General features: G+C 63.7%; 16 protein-coding genes. 6 read left to right on the top strand and 10 right to left on the bottom strand.

Features of this window, described 5'->3' with window-relative positions:
- Positions 1–3: 3 nt before the first annotated feature.
- Complete coding sequence (gene acuR, locus NLI89_RS05620) at positions 4–636, bottom strand: acrylate utilization transcriptional regulator AcuR (protein WP_254686120.1); 633 nt, start codon at positions 634–636, stop codon at positions 4–6.
- A 70-nt stretch (positions 637–706) separates the two neighbouring features.
- On the opposite strand from acuR, the gene NLI89_RS21720 reads away from it, so the two are divergent.
- Positions 707–829 carry a hypothetical protein gene (locus NLI89_RS21720; RefSeq protein WP_302675616.1) on the top strand — a complete coding sequence of 41 codons (123 nt, stop codon included), beginning with the start codon at positions 707–709 and terminating at the stop codon, positions 827–829.
- Positions 830–1,388: 559 nt separating this feature from the next.
- On the opposite strand, the gene NLI89_RS05615 is transcribed toward NLI89_RS21720, so the two are convergent.
- From NLI89_RS05615 to NLI89_RS05605, 3 genes are all read right to left on the bottom strand, one after another.
- Positions 1,389–1,724, bottom strand: coding sequence for a TfoX/Sxy family protein (locus tag NLI89_RS05615; protein ID WP_254686119.1), 336 nt, complete (start codon positions 1,722–1,724; stop codon positions 1,389–1,391).
- A 148-nt stretch (positions 1,725–1,872) separates the two neighbouring features.
- Positions 1,873–2,646: an alpha/beta fold hydrolase gene (locus NLI89_RS05610; RefSeq protein WP_254686118.1), complete on the bottom strand. Its 774-nt coding sequence runs from the start codon at positions 2,644–2,646 to the stop codon at positions 1,873–1,875.
- Between the two features lie 149 nt (positions 2,647–2,795).
- Complete coding sequence (locus NLI89_RS05605) at positions 2,796–3,971, bottom strand: zinc-dependent alcohol dehydrogenase (protein ID WP_254686117.1); 1,176 nt, start codon at positions 3,969–3,971, stop codon at positions 2,796–2,798.
- Positions 3,972–4,104: 133 nt separating this feature from the next.
- Between NLI89_RS05605 and NLI89_RS05600 the strand changes: the two genes are divergently transcribed.
- Positions 4,105–5,166, top strand: coding sequence for an NAD(P)H-dependent flavin oxidoreductase (locus NLI89_RS05600; protein ID WP_302675627.1), 1,062 nt, complete (start codon positions 4,105–4,107; stop codon positions 5,164–5,166).
- 133 nt (positions 5,167–5,299) lie between these two features.
- On the top strand, positions 5,300–9,028 hold the full coding sequence (locus NLI89_RS05595; protein ID WP_254686115.1) for an autotransporter domain-containing protein: 3,729 nt from the start codon (positions 5,300–5,302) through the stop codon (positions 9,026–9,028).
- 389 nt (positions 9,029–9,417) lie between these two features.
- On the opposite strand, the gene NLI89_RS05590 is transcribed toward NLI89_RS05595, so the two are convergent.
- A complete protein-coding gene (locus NLI89_RS05590) occupies positions 9,418–10,062 on the bottom strand; it encodes a tyrosine-type recombinase/integrase (RefSeq protein ID WP_254686114.1) in 645 nt (214 codons plus the stop codon).
- A 297-nt stretch (positions 10,063–10,359) separates the two neighbouring features.
- Between NLI89_RS05590 and NLI89_RS05585 the strand changes: the two genes are divergently transcribed.
- Positions 10,360–10,545, top strand: coding sequence for a hypothetical protein (locus NLI89_RS05585; protein ID WP_132741291.1), 186 nt, complete (start codon positions 10,360–10,362; stop codon positions 10,543–10,545).
- An 81-nt stretch (positions 10,546–10,626) separates the two neighbouring features.
- Here the strand turns inward: NLI89_RS05585 and NLI89_RS05580 are convergent, their stop codons facing one another.
- From NLI89_RS05580 to NLI89_RS05565, 4 genes are read right to left on the bottom strand one after another with little or no spacing between them, the layout of a single operon-like run.
- Positions 10,627–10,917, bottom strand: a complete 291-nt coding sequence (locus NLI89_RS05580) for a DUF1488 family protein (protein WP_254686113.1) — start codon at positions 10,915–10,917, stop codon at positions 10,627–10,629.
- Between the two features lie 5 nt (positions 10,918–10,922).
- Positions 10,923–11,210 carry a hypothetical protein gene (locus NLI89_RS05575; protein ID WP_254686112.1) on the bottom strand — a complete coding sequence of 96 codons (288 nt, stop codon included), beginning with the start codon at positions 11,208–11,210 and terminating at the stop codon, positions 10,923–10,925.
- Positions 11,211–11,237: 27 nt separating this feature from the next.
- Positions 11,238–11,909, bottom strand: coding sequence for an SOS response-associated peptidase (locus tag NLI89_RS05570; RefSeq protein WP_254686111.1), 672 nt, complete (start codon positions 11,907–11,909; stop codon positions 11,238–11,240).
- A 53-nt stretch (positions 11,910–11,962) separates the two neighbouring features.
- Positions 11,963–12,232: an HU family DNA-binding protein gene (locus tag NLI89_RS05565; protein WP_056485706.1), complete on the bottom strand. Its 270-nt coding sequence runs from the start codon at positions 12,230–12,232 to the stop codon at positions 11,963–11,965.
- Between the two features lie 41 nt (positions 12,233–12,273).
- Between NLI89_RS05565 and NLI89_RS05560 the strand changes: the two genes are divergently transcribed.
- Positions 12,274–12,450 carry a hypothetical protein gene (locus NLI89_RS05560; protein ID WP_254686110.1) on the top strand — a complete coding sequence of 59 codons (177 nt, stop codon included), beginning with the start codon at positions 12,274–12,276 and terminating at the stop codon, positions 12,448–12,450.
- Here NLI89_RS05560 and NLI89_RS05555 read toward each other — a convergent pair.
- A complete protein-coding gene (locus NLI89_RS05555) occupies positions 12,447–12,893 on the bottom strand; it encodes a hypothetical protein (RefSeq protein ID WP_254686109.1) in 447 nt (148 codons plus the stop codon). The genes NLI89_RS05560 and NLI89_RS05555 overlap by 4 nt on opposite strands.
- 196 nt (positions 12,894–13,089) lie before the next feature.
- On the opposite strand from NLI89_RS05555, the gene NLI89_RS05550 reads away from it, so the two are divergent.
- The gene (locus tag NLI89_RS05550; RefSeq protein WP_254686141.1) at positions 13,090–13,851 is read left to right on the top strand and encodes an ImuA family protein; all 762 of its coding nucleotides are present in this window, start codon (positions 13,090–13,092) and stop codon (positions 13,849–13,851) included.
- Positions 13,852–13,909: the final 58 nt, after the last annotated feature.

Here is a 13,909-nt window from a genome sequence, read left to right as displayed (position 1 = left end):
GGGTCAGGTGCGGATCATTGCGAAAAACCCTTCCGCGAATGTCCGGAGCGGAGCGCCGCTGCGTTCGAGCTTGGCGCGCAGCACGGCGCCTTCCCACCCGATCCAGAAGAAGGCGGCGAGGCGATCAGCATCATGGTGGGCTCCGATCTCACCGGCAGCTTGCGCGGCTCGCAGGCATTGGGCCGTGCGATGCTGCCAGTCCGCGAAAACGTCGCTGAGCTGCTGGCGAAAGGCTTCGGGCAGCGCCCCCATTTCCTGCCCCAGATTACCGACAAGGCAACCGCGCGCGAACGCATGGCGTTCCATCGCAGTTTCCGCATCGACCGCGAAGGCATTGAGCCGCTCCAATGGCGGACGGGCTTCATCGGTGAAGAAGCCTTCCAGCCTGCGGGCGAAATAGGCACCGTAGCGGTCGATCAACTCGGCGCCGAAGGCCTCCTTGCTGTCGAAATAATGATAGAAGGAACCCTTGGGCACACCTACGGCCTTGAGAATCTCATCGAGACCAGTCGCGGAGAAGCCTTTTTCGGTCAGCGCCACCAGGCCAGCCCGCACCAGGGTCTCGCGCGTCTCGTTGAATCCCGCCGCGGCTTTCGAGGGACGTCCACGACGGCGGGGAAGGGCGATTAGATCCATGTCAATTCAATTAGACCGAACGTCTATAAAATGCAAGCGAGGAGACAAGCGTTCGCCCTACATTCAATTCTTGCTGGTGTTCGTCACGGCGATCTCCCTCGCCGCCGAGCAACGTGACTCGCCGAAATCGCGCATCGCGCACTTGGCCAATTTGTTCCTCGAAGGCATCAGGATACGCCAAGTGATCCGTTGAGGCTTTTGCGCTCACGCAACATCGCTGCATACCGCAAAGCGTTCGCGTATCGGGACTATCCCGGACAGGCTCTCGGCAAGCCCCATTCCGGCAGCTGTGACTGCTTGCCTGAAGATTCGATGTACAGGCGTCCGCCCTCGCAGCGAAAGAGCAGCGACGCACCCCGATCGCAAAGGCAACGCAGACCCAGATAATCAACGACATTAGATCGGCCGGTCGCGCTCATGTCAGCGGTACCGTCATCCCGGGATTGAGCGCCACGGCTTTCCCCATCTTCGATCTACAAGGCCGTCCGATTTTGACGGCGACACTGCTGGTCCCCACAGATGCTCAAGATCAAGATTTGCCAGAAGCGATTGAGGAACTAGGTATGCTGTATCCGGGCACGCCAGATTCTTCAAAAGCCTAAATAGCTTAGCGGCTCCCTTGGCGGAGCCACTAAGCCGTGCTGCGACACTGGTCGCGTATATGTCGCTTTTGGCGGATTGCAGGTGCAAGGCGCAACCTCAGGCCTGGCGCCGCACTGTGTCCGAATTCGGGTCTGAACCGCCGCGGGTGCTTACGTGCCTCGCTTCGGTTTCTGCGGCTTCGGTGTCGGCAGCTCGGCCGCCGTTACGCGCAGTAGCACGCCGAGCCATTCGGCATCGTCCCATCGATCGGCCGCGATGAGCATCTGCGGTTTAGCACCTGGATACGGCGGCGCATCCGAAACCGGCTCGGCATGAGCGCGGCCCGAGATCGTCGGCTTAACGAACAGCTGATCGTCGCAGACCGAACCGATCATCTTGCCGTCAACGTAGACGCCGTACTCACCGAACATCGGCTTGGCTGTCACCGCGCCGGCGCCGGTCACCTGTTCAAGCAAGAATTCAATTGTGCGTTTCTGCGTCGCCATACGACGAACCTAACAGGGGAGCGTCGCCGATGGCAACAGACCGACCATGGTCTGCGACGCCGGCCGCGGTGAACGAGCGGCCGCTTTCAAGCACGGTCGAGGTGCGGCTTGACGGCCAAAAGTGGGTCGGCGTTACAGCCCGCTACTTTCACAGCGTAGCTTCCAGTATGACCTCGACCGTCTCCTCCGGCATGTCCCACATCGGAAAATGACCGCTGGACTCGAACCAGTGCAGTTCGGCAGACGGGAACGCAGCTTTTGCGCGCGCCGCCTGACCCGGCAGGCAGAGCCTGTCGTGCCTGCCCCATCCGATGACGATTCGGCCAGTGCTGTCAGCAGCAGGACCAGTCTGCTCAGGTCCGGTCGCAAGGTCATGGACCAGCGCATCGAACGTCTGTGTCGTACTGAGACCGGTCAGCTCGGTCGCCACCATCTGCGGATCAAGCGACCAGGGATGCGCGGACAATTGGGCGAGCAGGGCAGTGCGCGAGGCCGCGTTATGGCTCAGCGTCGGCAGGGCGGGTCGGATCGCCTGCAACAAGCGGCCCGAGACGCCGATCGTGGTCTTGAAGAAGGTGCGCTCCCAACCACGCCAGAACCCACCCGGGTCAAGTGCGATGACGTTGCCGACGACGCCACGCCTGGCAAGTTCGAGCACTATCCGCGCACCCATCGAGCTGCCGACGACGTCGATCCCGGTCAGCTCGTCCTCCACGATGTAGCGCTGCACGCTGCCGACCAGGCCGTCGAACGTCCCACTATCGTGCTCTGCCGGGGTCGCGCCATGTCCGGGCAGGTCGATCGCGATCACCGTTCGACTGGCGCCGAGCGAGTCTAGGATGGGGCTCCACGATCGCGAGCTTCCGCCCAGACCGTGGATAAGCAGCAGTTTGCGGCCGGAGCCGCAGTTGATCTGGTGCATCTCATTCCATTTCGGTTATCTGTAACGACAGAACGAGCACCGTTCGAGCATGGCACCAGTTAATCTGCGAGCTGTCGTGCGCCGGTCGTCGCGGTGCTCGATCCTCAAAAAGGGATCGCACGCCGCCACGACAATGAGGGATTCGCAGATCAGCCGTGCGGGCGCATGACCACCTTGATGACGCCGTCCTCCTTGTCGCGGAACCTGGCGTACATCTCGGGCGCGTCCTCAAGGCTGGCCGGGTGCGTAATGACGAAGCTCGGATCTATCTCCCCGGCCACGATCTTTTCCAGCAGTGGCTTAGTGTAGCGCTGAACGTGGGTCTGGCCGAGCTTAATGGTCAGCCCCTTGTTCATCGCCGCACCGATCGGCAGCTTGTCGCCCATGCCGACATAGACACCGGGCACCGACACAGTGCCGCCCTTGCGGCAGCTCATGATCGCCTGGCGCAGCACGTGGACGTGGTCGGTGGCGAGGAACATCGATGCCTTTACCTTGTCCATCACGGCGTCCGCCGCGCCGTGCCCTGCAGCTTCGCAACCGACCGCGTCGATACAGCTGTCGGGACCGCGGCCCTTGGTGCGCGCCTGCAATTCGTCGAACACGTCGGTCTCGGCGAAGTTGATCGTCTCGGCGCCGCCCGCCTCGGCCATCGCCAAGCGCTCGGGCACTTCATCGATCGCGATCACGCGGCCGGCACCCATCATCAGCGCCGAGCGGATCGCGAACTGGCCAACCGGGCCACAGCCCCAGATCGCCACGGTATCACCGGGCTCGATCTGCGCGTTCTCGGCCGCCATGTAGCCGGTCGGGAAGATGTCCGAGAGGAACAGCGCCTGATCGTCGGTGACGCTTTCGGGAATCTTGATCGGCCCGATATCGGCCATCGGCACGCGCAGATATTCCGCCTGACCACCGCAATAGCCGCCGAGCATATGACTGAACCCGAAAAGGCCGGCGGGCGAGTGGCCCAACGCCTTTGCGGCCATCTCGGCATTGGGGTTGGTGCGGTCGCAGGCGGCGAACAGGCCCTTCCTGCAGAACCAGCAATCGCCGCAGCTGATCGTGAACGGCACGACCACACGGTCGCCGATCTTGAGGTTGGTCACTTCGGACCCGAGCGCCACGACTTCGCCCATATTCTCGTGGCCGAGGATGTCGCCCGCTTCCATCGTCGGCTGGTAGCCGTCGAGCAGGTGCAGATCCGACCCGCAGATCGCGCATGCGGTGACCTTGATGATCGCGTCGCGCGGATGCTTGATCTCGGGGTCCGCGACGTTGTCGACGCGCACGTCGCCTTTACCGTGCCAGCATAATGCGCGCATATTACTTCTCCGTGTGAGCAGGGGCTCCGCCAGGATCGGAAAAGCGACTGAACCCCCTCAACGTCCCGATGCGCGGTATGGGCCCGTCCCGAATGTGATGGACGTGGATGACGGACAGAGGCAGGTCCGCATGATGCATCTGTTTCAGCGCCTTGGCGTGACGCTCCCGATCGTGCAGGCTCCCATGGCCGGCGTATCTACGCCCGACCTCGCGGCGGCGGTGTCGAATGTCGGGGGACTGGGGTCGATCGGTATCGGTGCGATTGATGCGGCCGGGGCGCGCGCGATGATCGAGGCGACCCGCGCGAGGACCGATCGCGCATTCAACGTGAACGTGTTCGTGCACCAGGCAGCGCAAGCGGATGCCGCGCGGGAGGCACGATGGCTGGAGGCCATGCGACCGCTGTTCGTGCGGTATGGAGCCGAGCCACCTGATGCGCTGCGGACCATCTACACCAGCTTTGCCGACGACGACGACATGCTCGCGACGCTGGTGGATACTGCGCCAGCGGTCGTCAGCTTTCACTTCGGGCTCCCCGGCGCCGATCGCATCGCCGCGTTGAAGGATGCCGGCTGCCTGTTGCTGGCGACCGCGACCAGCCTGTCCGAAGCGCGGCTGATCGTAGCGGCGGGCATCGATGCGATCGTCGCACAGGGATGGGAGGCCGGGGGCCATCGCGGCGTCTTCGATCCTGCGGCGCCCGACGACCGGCTCGGCACGATGGCACTGACCCGGCTGTTGGCGACCCGAACGGGGGTGCCGATCATCGCCGCGGGCGGGATCATGGACGGTGCCGGCATTCGCGCCGCGCTGGCGCTCGGCGCAAGCGCGGTACAGCTGGGCACCGCGTTCATCGCCTGCCCGGAGAGCGGCGCCGACGACGCGTATCGCGTGGCGCTCGCGGGCCCTGCTGCGCATCATACGGTGATGACCCGTGCGATTTCCGGCCGCCCGGCGCGCTGCCTCGCCAACCGGTTCACCGAATGGGCTGAAGGTGCGCAGGACGTGCCCGATTATCCGATCGCCTATGACGCAGAAAAGGCGCTGCATGCGGCCGCCCGGTCCGTCGGCGAGAGCGGGTTCGGCGCGCAATGGGCGGGGCAGGGCGCGCCACTCCACCGCTCCCTGCCGGCCGGCGTCCTGCTAAAGCTCCTGTGGCAGGAAGTGTCGCTTGCGGGCGGCAGCGCAATCTAGACCGTTCTATTGATCTTGATCATTAGATTTAGTAGCTGTCGGATAACGATATTATCGGAACCATCCGATGGTCGGCTGGTTGCTCGATCAATCCCACGACGCATCGTTCGTGGTACATCGGGGCTCCTGACACATGATCGCATATATCAAATCCGCCGGCGCGTTCCGCCGCCATCGTCTTGCCCTGTCGGTTTCGACGCTGGGTTTGGTCGCGGCGGCGCTGATGCCGCAGCAGGCCGCAGCCCAGAACGAATGCGGCGCCGCGACCAACGATCGTGTCGTCTGTGATTCCGCGGGCAATCCCTATCCGAACGGTGTCAATTATCTCGATGCCGATACGCTGACGCTGGCGACGGCGCCGGCGACGATCATCACGGGGGGCGTGCTGGTCGTGACCGGCACGGATGGCATCGTCGATAATGCCGGCAGGGTCTCCAGCGCGGCGGCCGGTCGCGCGGGCGTGCGGCTGACCAGCGGTCAGGCGGGCAGCTATACCGGGATGGGGTCGGTCGCGACCACCGGCGATTTCGCACCGGGCATCGTTGTTTCCGCCGCCGGTCCGGTCAGCATCGCGGCGCGCGACGTCAGCACGACGGGCAACGGATCGGGCGCGATCGTGGCGATGGGGTCGAGCGTCGACGTGTCTCTCACCGGACGCGTGTCGACCACCGGCACGGCGGCGACCGTCGGCGCGGGCGGGATCGGCGGCGGTTTCCCGACCGGCGGCGCGTCCAACCCCGGTCTCGATCCGGCCGACCTGACCGGGCCGAGCGCGATCGTCTTCTTCGACTATTTCTTCTCCGACAATCTCGGCTTTCCGGCCGACAACCTCAACGCCTTCATCCAGTGGAACGTGACCGGCGGCTCGGTCGATCTGGTCGGTGGGGTCGGGCCGGGCGTCTTCGGCGCGCCGCCCAACCAGCCGCTCGGGCGCTATGTCGATCTCGGCGGATCTACCGGCAATCCGGGGCGGTTCGAGACGCGCCTCGCCTATCCGGTCAATCCCGGCACGTTCAATCTGTCGTTCGACTATCGCAGCACCGGCGGGGACCTCAACACCGCGACCGGCAGCGTCACCGGCCTGCTCGGCACCACCTACGCATCGTATACGGTGAGCAGCGACCTGACGACGTTCCGGCGGTTCTCGGGTAATTTCGCGATCGACGCGATCGATCTGGTCCGCATCGCCTTCCAGGGGCTGGAAAGCGACACGGACAATTCCGGGATCGGCATCGACGGGGTGCTGTTCGGCCCGGTGCTGCCAATCGGCCCCGGCGGGACGGGTGCGACGATGGGCGGTGCGTTCGGCTTCCTGCCGGCCGGCACGACGTTGAGCGCGGACGCGGTCACCGCGACGGCGACCGGCGGCCTGGCACGCGTCACCAATAGCGGGCTGATCACCACGACCGGCTTCGGCAGCCGCGGCATCGTTGCGACCGGCACGACTGGCGTGACGATCGCCGGAACGGGTCGCGTCACGACGGCAGGTGATCTTGCCAGCGGCATCGATGTGTCGAGTCCCGGGGCGGTATCGGTCACGCAGGGTAGCGTGGCGACGACGGGCATGATGGCGCCGGCGATCCGCGCCACCTCGACCGGCGCAGGGGCGGTCAGCGTCGATGTGGGTAGCGTGTCGACCAGCGGGTTCGCTTCGCGCGGCGTAGATGCTTTCTCCAATAACGGTGCAGTCAGCGTGCGCGTCGGCAGCGCGAGCACGAGCGGCTCGAACGCCGACGCGATCGTCGCGATGAACAATGCCGGCGGTGTGGTCTCCGTGGTCGCCACCGGCCCGATCGTCACCACCGCGGCGAGCAGCGCCGGTATCCGCGCGATGTCGGCGGCGGGCACGGCGAGCGTTCAGGCCGCGTCGGTATCGACCGCGGGTGTCGGTTCGACCGCCATGACGGCAGCCGGCGCGACCGGCGCGACCGTCATTACCTCGGGGCCGATATCGGTCGCCGGCGTCAATACCCCGGCGATCGTCGCAACGACGGTAAGCGGCCCAGCCACGGTCACGACGAGCGGCGCGGTGTCGAAGACAGGCGCGGGCGGCAACGCCGTGTTTGTCCAGTCGAGCAACGGTGCGGCCGTGTATAACGTCGCATCTCTAACGTCCGCAGGCGGCGGCGCAGTCGTCTCCGCGGGAACGCTGGCGGCGATCAACGTCGGCGGCGCCGTATCGGCCGCCGACACCGCGCTGACCGCCAATGGTGCGACGGCGAACGTGTCCGTGGCGGGGGGCGGCAGCGTCACCTCGGGTGGCGATGCGATCGCTCTGCAGGGCCGTACCGCCTCCACGCTGACCAACGCGGGCACGATCTTCAGCACCGGCAGCGGTCGTGCCGTCGTCGCGCTGAGTGGGACGGCGACGGTGAACAATAGCGGGACGATCACGGGGCGCGTGCAGTTCGGTGCGGGCGGAGATCGGTTCGTCAACAGTGGCACGTTCACATCGACGCTCGACAGCGATTTCGGCGCCGGGGTCGACACGTTCGACAATACGGGCGTCGTCCGGGCGCTGGCGACGTCGCGCCGCGTGGCGTTCAACAATCTCGAGGCGTTCAACAATGCCGGGCTGGTCGAGCTGCGCAACGGCAGTGCGGGTGATACGCTCGTCCTGCCGGGCACGTTCACCGGTTCGGGCGCGAGCACGCTCGGGCTTGATATCGCGTTCGGTGCGGCACCCAGCGCGGATCGCCTGGCGGTCGGAACCGCCGTCGGGTCGACGGCGGTGATCCTGGCGAGCAGCGGTCCGGTGACCCTGTCGCCGGACGTCGTCATCGTCCAGGCGACGGGCGCATCGTCTGCCGGCGCGTTCACGCTGGCGCCCGGCTCGACCGGCACGGCGCTGGTCGGGCTGTTGATCGCCTATGATCCAGCAACCCTGTCCTACGCCGTCGTTGGCACGCCGCAGGCCGGCGTGTTCCGCACGATCAGCGCGGCAGAGGGCGTCCGCAACCTGTGGCACACGTCCGCCGACGCCTGGTCGGGCCATGTGCGCGAGTTGCGAGACGATGCAACGGTTGAAGGCACGGCGATCTGGGGCCAGTTCTACGGCGCGACGAACAGCCGCGACAACGATCGCAGCTTCGCTACGTTCGGGCGGTCATCGACGCAGGCGATCGGCTACCGGCAGGACGCGTTCGGCGCGCAGGCCGGTCTGGATGTCGGACGCATGGATGCAGATGGCGGCTTTGTCGTCGGCGTGACGGGCGGCTATCTCAACTCGTCGCTCGATTTCCGCGCGGTCGCGGATCGGACGACATACGATGTCATCAACGCCGGCGCCTATGCCAGCTTCCGCGGCGGGCCGTTCTTCGTCAACGCGCTCGGCAAGTATGACTGGGTCGACGTCAAGCTGCGCGCGCCAACGATCGGCGTCGTCGCCAGACCAGATGCACGCGCCTGGGGTGGGCAGCTCGAAGCGGGCTTGCGCTTCGGTGGCGCGGCGTTCTTCGTCGAGCCGATCGTCGGGGTGAGCTATGTCGACAGTCGGCTGGACGATTTGGACGGACTGGACGCGATCGGTTCGCGGATCGCCATCGACAGCCAGAACGGCGTTCGCGGCACGGCCGGCCTCAGGCTCGGGGCGACCCGCACCCACGCGGGTGGTAACGTGATGAGCGTCTATGCGAGCGGCGAGGCGGTGAAGCAGTTCCGCGGGCGCGACCGGATCGCGTTCACCAGCGGTGCGACGACGATCGGCTTCGACGGCGGCCGCATCGGCACGTACGGGCGCGGCACGCTGGGGGTGAACATCGCCATGCCCGGCGGCGTCACCGGCTTCCTCGAAGCGCACGGCGAATATGGCGACGACTGGAAGGGCGGCGGCGGCCGCGGCGGCCTGCGCGTGGCGTTCTGATCGATCGGCCGGCGGTAAACACCGCCGGCCAATCACGACGCATCAGTGACTGCTTGTGTCGACAACAGCACGATGCTGATCGTATCGCGATGCGCGACGAGATACAGGGGAGCGCGAGCTTCGATCCAAGACCGTTTAAAACTCTGGCGTTATTAATAGCTTTAAATGCGTATTGCAGCGAACCTTGGCTTGATGGCGCAGAAACGCGTAATATTGGGGGGGCACTCAATCTACTCAGCTTAAAATGCCAAATACGGCTGGCGCACATGCGCGTTTAGCGCTCACCAATGCACCGTCGTTAATGGGATGCGGATCTAAAACTTGGTATGAAAACTTGGCGATATACGGCTAAAAAAGTAAGTCCTTCGACTTTCCGCAATTAGGTCCACTCAGACCTCAGTGCGTTCAGCAAGTTCCAGAGCGTCCTCCACGTCAACACCCAAATAGCGCACTGTGCTATCAATTTTGGCATGGCCGAGAAGGATTTGAGCAGCGCGGAGATTGCCTGTCGCCTTGTAGATGATCGATGCCTTTGTGCGCCGGAGCGAGTGCGTTCCGTAATCCTGCGCCGGAAGGCCGATGGCGAGCACCCACTCGTGCACGAGGCGGGCATATTGCCGTGTGCTCATGTGGGCCAGGTAGTCGTTGCGGCTTGGGAAGACGAAGTCGTTCAGTGTCCCGCCGCGTCGCTCCAACCATGCCCGCATCGTCTTTCTTGCTGTGTCCATCAGTTCGAACTGGACTGGTCGTTTGGTTTTCTGCTGCACCATGACGGCGCGTTCACGGACGCGCCCTCCCGAAACTACATCGCCGATCCGCACCCTGACTACATCACAACCGCGTAGCTTGCTGTCGATGGCGAAGTCGAACAGCGCTCGGTCGCGCAGTCGCCTTTGCTGGTCGAGCCAAAAGCGAATGGCCCAGACCTGCTGCTGTTTCAGCGCCCGCTTCGCACCGATCAGCCGACCTTCGTTCCAAGGCCGAAGTCGTGGAAGGCGGGGTCCATCGAAGAGTGACCCATCGATCATCTCCATTACGCCGTATCGAACGATAAGCCTAAGGAAGTGCGGTAAACAAGCGGTTCGGAGACTTGGTTGATCCGCGATGGGCAACGCTGAACAAACGGCCGGTTTTTGGGCGCCACCCGGGTACCTGTGAATGGCCGGAAGTGGGTCCATTAGGCCATCCGTCCTCTGAAGCTGCACGATCATCGAATCCGTCAGGAACGGTAACGCGAGCCCTCGCGGTCGGGTGTCAGATGTCGGGTATCGTCCGCCGGTTCGCAACCGAGCAGTTTCTTGGATCGTTCAGCTTGTTGAAGGAGAGCAGCCATGATGACCGCCTCGCAAGCCGAAGAACCTGGTTTTGAAACTGACGTTAACGAACTTCCAGACGACGACAAAGGGCTGGAAGATACCCTTGAGGATAAACCAACCTCTGACGAACAAAAGCCAAACGATCTTGAGGAGGCACAGAAGGAAGGAGTGGAGGAGCGAGAAAAAGGCGGCTTATACTGAATACTGATGTGGCCGACGTGGCCCCGGAGCGTAACCCGCCCCGTGCCAATAACCCGCTCGGATTGCAAACGTGCCTCTGCGCTAAAGCGCTATATCTGCAGTCGTCAGCAGGATCGGTGGCTCACCACCTAGGCGTTTCACAAATTCGCGCTGGGCGATGCTGTGAATGTCGCTTTCGAACTCGATGAAGACCTCGACCGCAGTTTCCGGATCAATTCCTTCCAGCTCTGGGTTCAGCATCTCGGCCAACGCTTCGCTGGTGATCAGAAACTCAACGGGGCCAAAGTCGGTCGTGCCGGTAAAGCCGATGCTGTCACGCTCGGCCACCCAATATCCGTCACCGCGCTCGAAGCGGACGCTGGATTTCGCCATAGCCATTACTCCTTTTCGCTTGGGATGGGTGGCAGGTGCTCGGCAATTGCTGCGATAGCTTCGCCAGTGAACGTCGTACTGGAAACCCCTTCGATCTGAACGGGATGATCCGTTGTCAAGGTTGCTGCGTCTCTGTGTTCAGAATCCAGCCTAACCCAATCCCGCACCGCGCGCTCAAGGTTCGTCACCTCGGCAATATCAGTTTCACCACGGGCCACGTCTTCCAATGACGCACTCATCCGCCAGTTGATGTCCGGAGTCTTGGCGCTTTTGCCCCACGTCGCTTCTGTCATTGTCAATCACCTTACAGGGTCCAACGTCTAGAATAGCACAGGCGATCGGGCATGGTCCGCGTCCGCTGTGACCAAGCCTTCAACCCGCATCAGCTGCGAGGGGTAGGGCGCAACCAAGTCCTTCAGATCGTCCCAGGGGGCGGTCAGCCAACGGTCGTAATCATCGTCGTGTAGGATGACCGGCATGGCCTTGGGGTGGATGGGGGCCACGATCGCGTTCGGCTCCGTCGTTAGGAAGCCGTAGGCGTTGGCGCGCTCGGTCGGACGCCAGATCCCGGCGAAAGCGAAAACCGGACGGCTGGGCACGTCAAACCAATGCAATGGCTTCTTGCCGTCTTCGCCCGGCGCTAATCCGTATTCCGAGAAGGCTGTGACCGGGACGAGGCAGCGCCGTGCCGGTGTCGTTAGCATCGATCGCCAGAAGCTGGAGTTCAGGTTGCGCACGTTTGTCACGTACTTGGTTAGCTTAACCGAGGGGTCGCGAGCGCTGGGCACCTGTGTCGGGACACCCCATTCCATCCGCTCGAGCTTACGCTCGGTGCCGTCCTGCACGATCACCTTGCCGTAGAACGGGGTCTTCTTGCCCGTCGGAAAAATGTCACCGACGGGGTACTCCTCGTCCTTCTCATAGGGAGGCCGGATACCGAAGGTGACCGCAAGGTCGACCTCTTTTGCCGTCATACGATACCGGTTGCACACGAATCCTATCCCTTGGGTTGGCGCCGACGAGATCACTCGTCGGCGCACACGTCTTACATCTTGTCTTTCAGCCCCTTGGCGGCCGTGAACGCAACCTTCTTGGAAGCCGCAATCGTGATCGCCTCACCGGTACCGGGGTTACGGCCTTCGCGCTCCGGACGGTCCTTGACGGTAAACTTGCCGAACCCTGGAATCGAAACCTCCTCGCCCTTCACGGCGGCGGCCGCGATCTGATCGAACACAGCGGTGATCGCCTTCTTTGCATCGGCTTCGTTCGAACCGGTCGCTTCCGCGACGCCCTTGGCCAGGTCACTTACGTTCATGCTATTTGCACTCCATTGGAAACACCGGCGGGACCTTAGCCATGGCGAACGACGAGACAAAGACCGTACTGGACGACACAAGCGCTGCAGCCGTTCGCCTCATGCTGGATAGGCTTGCCGATCACGATGTCGCCGAAGTCTACGAGACCACATCAGGGCAGGGGCCGATCGCCGACCTTGCAGCCGAAGCTATGCGCGCCCGAAACATCGATCTTTAGCGGCTAGCGATGCGCTCGCGCGTGACGCGAGGATCCTCGTAGAGATCGCGAATGGCTCGGAGCCGGAAGACATTCCACCAGCGCTGCCAGCGGTGCTCGGCCGCATCGTGGATCATGTGGCAACGCTGACATAGCGCCTTAAGGTTCGAAGGCGCGCTGTTGCCCGGATCGTGATCGAGATGCGCGCAGGCCAGGACGACATATGTCACCCGGACTGACGCCAACACAAACCCGGCCTTCATCGAAATACGCTTGCCCCGGTCCGACCGCCAGCAGCGGACATCGGCATCCCACCAGCGTCCGTCGCCGAGATGGACCACACGGCGCAGATGCGGCCGGCCACATCCCTCGCACTTGGCCCCGGCACGATCGAACCGGACGGTCTGCGACAGCTGCCGCCAGTCAATCGGGTAGAGCCAGCGGTTCTCGGGGCGGATCGGCATGACGATTCTATGAGTCACCCACCGGCCAAACGAAAGCGAATTATTCGCCATTTGTTGCCGCTTCGTATTTTTTTCGTCCCCCTTCGTGCGCCGAGGGGAAAGGCAGGGCACCTGCCCGGATTGGGACGATCAAAGCGCTTGCAATGTAGGACTTGGTAACGGAACATAAAGAGAACGAGTAGAGTCTTAGACCATGATGTCCCCCGCCCCCGAGTCCCTTGCTACTAGCCTTGCCCACCTGCGGACGATTGCCACGCCGGTCACCGACTACCGCGTGCTGCCGTTCGGCGTGACTGCGATCGACAGCAGACTTGGGGCTGGAGGCTTGCGTGCCGGCGCGCTTCACGAGGCGACGGCGCGTAGCGGATCACTGGTGGATGATGCCGCAACCACACTGTTCCTTGCCGGTATTGCGGCGCGCGAGGCCGCCAATGCCAGCGGTCCTGTTTTGTGGGCGACGTGTCGCACCGACCTTTACGCGCCGGCTTTGGCTCAGGCAGGCCTTTCCTCGTCTGATGTTATCTATGCTCAGCCCTATGATGACGCGGCATTGCTCGCTGTAATCGAGGACGCGGTTCGCGACGGGACCCCATCGGCGATCATCGCGGAAGCCAGCAAGGTCTCGATGGTCGCAACCCGCCGCCTGCAGCTGGTGGCAGCGGAAGCCGACATGCCGGTGCTGTTGCTGCGTCGTCGACGCGGCCGTGATCAAGATCCTTTCTCCGAACCGTCCGCCGCGTGGACGCGCTGGCGGATCGGCTCTGCGCCTTCGGCGCGGTTGGAGATCGCGGGTGTAGGACGAGCGAGATGGTTGGTCGAACTGGCGCGGCAACGCGGCGGTGAGGGTTTTTCCCTGATAGTGGAGGGCAGCGATGAGACGGGTCGTCTCGCTGTTCCTGCCGAACTTGGCCATCGAACGGCTGAGACGGTTGGAACGGCCCGCTACGCGGCTGCCTGAACGGCCAGCCCTTCAATTACCGGTCGACTACGATCCGGGTGCCTGTTCGGTACCGCGG

The organism is Sphingomonas faeni (genome assembly GCF_024273235.1).
GTDB classification, from domain to species: Bacteria; Pseudomonadota; Alphaproteobacteria; order Sphingomonadales; family Sphingomonadaceae; genus Sphingomonas; species Sphingomonas faeni_A.
The sequence above is the reverse complement of the archived record's forward strand: the minus strand, read 5'-3'. Positions and strand labels throughout refer to the sequence as shown.

Bases quoted from the DNA above. Each gene is read 5' to 3' on its own strand.
- NLI89_RS05590 (WP_254686114.1), bottom strand. From the start codon at position 10,062: ATGGAGATGATCGATGGGTCACTCTTCGATGGACCCCGCCTTCCACGA.
- NLI89_RS05595 (WP_254686115.1), top strand. From the start codon at position 5,300: ATGATCGCATATATCAAATCCGCCGGCGCGTTCCGCCGCCATCGTCTT.
- NLI89_RS05605 (WP_254686117.1), bottom strand. From the start codon at position 3,971: ATGCGCGCATTATGCTGGCACGGTAAAGGCGACGTGCGCGTCGACAAC.
- NLI89_RS05615 (WP_254686119.1), bottom strand. From the start codon at position 1,724: ATGGCGACGCAGAAACGCACAATTGAATTCTTGCTTGAACAGGTGACC.
- acuR (WP_254686120.1), bottom strand. From the start codon at position 636: ATGGATCTAATCGCCCTTCCCCGCCGTCGTGGACGTCCCTCGAAAGCC.
- NLI89_RS05555 (WP_254686109.1), bottom strand. From the start codon at position 12,893: ATGCCGATCCGCCCCGAGAACCGCTGGCTCTACCCGATTGACTGGCGG.
- NLI89_RS05550 (WP_254686141.1), top strand. From the start codon at position 13,090: ATGTCCCCCGCCCCCGAGTCCCTTGCTACTAGCCTTGCCCACCTGCGG.
- NLI89_RS05575 (WP_254686112.1), bottom strand. From the start codon at position 11,210: ATGACAGAAGCGACGTGGGGCAAAAGCGCCAAGACTCCGGACATCAAC.
- NLI89_RS05600 (WP_302675627.1), top strand. From the start codon at position 4,105: ATGCATCTGTTTCAGCGCCTTGGCGTGACGCTCCCGATCGTGCAGGCT.
- NLI89_RS05580 (WP_254686113.1), bottom strand. From the start codon at position 10,917: ATGGCGAAATCCAGCGTCCGCTTCGAGCGCGGTGACGGATATTGGGTG.
- NLI89_RS05560 (WP_254686110.1), top strand. From the start codon at position 12,274: ATGGCGAACGACGAGACAAAGACCGTACTGGACGACACAAGCGCTGCA.
- NLI89_RS05585 (WP_132741291.1), top strand. From the start codon at position 10,360: ATGATGACCGCCTCGCAAGCCGAAGAACCTGGTTTTGAAACTGACGTT.
- NLI89_RS05565 (WP_056485706.1), bottom strand. From the start codon at position 12,232: ATGAACGTAAGTGACCTGGCCAAGGGCGTCGCGGAAGCGACCGGTTCG.
- NLI89_RS05610 (WP_254686118.1), bottom strand. From the start codon at position 2,646: ATGCACCAGATCAACTGCGGCTCCGGCCGCAAACTGCTGCTTATCCAC.